This window comes from Spirosoma agri (genome assembly GCF_010747415.1).
In the GTDB taxonomy this organism is placed as follows: Bacteria; Bacteroidota; Bacteroidia; order Cytophagales; family Spirosomataceae; genus Spirosoma; species Spirosoma agri.
The window spans coordinates 1-2,878 of record NZ_JAAGNZ010000018.1 but is presented as its reverse complement, the minus strand read 5'-3'; the positions used below and the strand labels follow the sequence as shown (position 1 = coordinate 2,878).

Below are 2,878 nucleotides of genomic sequence, written 5' to 3'. Positions count from 1 at the left end.
ATGTTCTTTGACCTACAGGGAGAGACTGATTTCATCCTAGTGATGGAATTGGGTGACACACAAGAGTAACGAGTAGAGAGCGTGAAACACGCAGCAAAAGGGCGCCTGGGGGATGCCTAAGGCTTCTGGTGGCGACGAAGGACGTGGCAAGCGACGAAACATGGTGGGGACCCGCTGGCAGGGGCTGATCCACTGGTATCCGAATGGGGCAACCCACTATCTTGAAGAGATAGTACCTTTCGAGGAGCGAACGCGGAGAACTGAAACATCTAAGTACCCGCAGGAAGAGAAAACAATCGAGTGATTCCGTCAGTAGTGGCGAGCGAACGCGGAACAGCCCAAACCAGTCACGTTACGGCGTGGTTGGGGTAGTAGGACCCGACATCAAGCCAACAATCGAACTGAAATGACTTGGGAAAGTCAACCATAGAGGGTGAGAGTCCCGTACGGGTCAGGGCGTTGGCGGGTTGGGGATCCTGAGTAGGGGGGGACCGGAGAAATCCCCTCTGAATCGGCCGGCACCATCCGGTAAGGCTAAATACGACCAGAAGACCGATAGTGGAGAGTACCGTGAGGGAACGGTGAAAAGCACGGGGAGTACCCGGGTGAAATAGACCCTGAAACCAGGCGCTTACAAGCGGTCGGAGCTGCCAGCGGGCAGTGACGGCGTGCCTTTTGCATAATGAGCCTACGAGTTACCGTCACTGGCGAGGTTAAGTACGTGGACGTACGCAGCCGAAGCGAAAGCGAGTCTGAATAGGGCGAATAGTCAGTGGAGGTAGACGCGAAACTTGGTGATCTACCCGTGGTCAGGTTGAAGGGGTGGTAACACACCGTGGAGGACCGAACCGATAAGCGTTGAAAAGCTTCCGGATGAACTGCGGGTAGGGGTGAAAGGCCAATCAAACTGAGAAATAGCTCGTACTCTCCGAAATGTTTTTAGGAACAGCGTTCAGTGTTACCACTTGTGAGGTAGAGCGACCAACAGGATGCGGGGGAGTCACATCCTACCAACTTCTGATGAACTCCGAATGCGCAAGTGGGTGCTGGGCAGTGAGGGCTTGGGTGCTAAGGTCCAAGTCCGAGAGGGGAACAACCCAGACCATCAGCTAAGGTCCCTAAGTGAGTGCTAAGTTGAACAAAGGCGGTCCGGCTGCTGAGACAGCCAGGAGGTTAGCTTGGAAGCAGCTATTCCTTTAAAGAGTGCGTAACAGCTCACTGGTCGAGCGGGGCGGGCGTCGATAATAAACGGGCATCAAGCACATCACCGAAGCTATGGACAGTTAGTTAGACTAACTTGTGGTAGGAGAGCATTCTATGGGGGGTGAAGTTGGGGCGTGAGCCCTGGTGGACCGCATAGAAAAGCAAATGTAGGCATAAGTAACGAGAATGAGGATGAGAACTCCTCACACCGAAAAGCTAAGGTTTCCTCCGCGATGGCAGTCATCGGAGGGTTAGTCGGGGTCTAAGGAGCAGGCGAATGCCGGGCTTTGAGGGGGATCAGGTTAATAGTCCTGAACTATCTATGCAGGAGTACTGATGACGGAGTGCTGGGGGTTCTACGTCCGGACGGAAGTGGGCGTTGAGCGGAGGCTTCGGCTGAAGCGAAGAACTGAAGGGGCTTCCAAGAAAAGTCAGTGGTCGTTAAGCGTATGGATACCCGTACCGTAAACCGACACAGGTAGCTGGGAAGAATATTCTAAGGTGCGCGAAAGAATCATGGTTAAGGAACTCGGCAAAATGACCCTGTAACTTCGGGATAAGGGGGGCCTACCTGCGCGAGTGGGAGGCTGCAGAGAAGAGGCCCAGGCGACTGTTTACCAAAAACACAGGACTCTGCCAAAATGAAAGTTGACGCATAGGGTCTGACACCTGCCCGGTGCTGGAAGGTTAAGGGGGGAGCTTAGTCGCAAGGCGAAGGTTTGAACTGAAGCCCCAGTAAACGGCGGCCGTAACTATAACGGTCCTAAGGTAGCGAAATTCCTTGTCGGGTAAGTTCCGACCTGCACGAATGGTGTAACGATCTGGGCACTGTCTCAACCATGAGTTCGGTGAAATTGTAGTAGCGGTGAAGATGCCGCTTACCCGCCACGGGACGGAAAGACCCCGTGCACCTTTACTACAGCTTAACATTGAATGCCGGTCAGTCATGTGTAGGATAGGCGGGAGATTGCGAAGGGGTGTCGCCAGGCATCCTGGAATCAACCTTGAAATACCGCCCTTGGCTTACTGGCGTTCTAACGAGGAGACTCGGACCGTGTTTGGTGGGTAGTTTGACTGGGGTGGTCACCTCCGAAAGGGTAACGGAGGTTTCCCAAGGTTTGCTCATGCCGGACGGTAATCGGCAGTGGAGTGCAATAGCAGAAGCAAGCTTGACAGTGAGGCACACAGGCCGATCTGGGACGAAAGTCGGGTATAGTGATCCGGTGGTTCCGCATGGAAGGGCCATCGCTCAAAGGATAAAAGGTACGCCGGGGATAACAGGCTGATCTCCCCCAAGAGCTCACATCGACGGGGAGGTTTGGCACCTCGATGTCGGCTCGTCACATCCTGGGGCTGGAGAAGGTTCCAAGGGTTCGGCTGTTCGCCGATTAAAGTGGCACGCGAGCTGGGTTCAGAACGTCGTGAGACAGTTCGGTCCCTATCTGTGGTGGGCGTTGGATGACTGAGGGGGTCTGTCCTTAGTACGAGAGGACCGGGATGGACCAACCGCTGGCGGATCGGTTGTTTGGCCGCAGGCACGGCCGAGTAGCTACGTTGGGAACAGATAAGCGCTGAAGGCATCTAAGTGCGAAACTGGCCCCGAGATGAGTCATCCGGTATAAAGGGTCGTAGGAGACGACTACGTTGATAGGCGACAGGTGTAGGTTTGGAGACA

1 rRNA gene is annotated in these 2,878 nt (G+C 54.6%); it reads left to right on the top strand.

Annotation, left to right across the window (positions count from 1 at the left end):
• Positions 1 to 84: 84 nt before the first annotated feature.
• A 23S ribosomal RNA gene (locus GK091_RS29270) occupies positions 85 to 2,878 on the top strand; the annotation flags it as partial.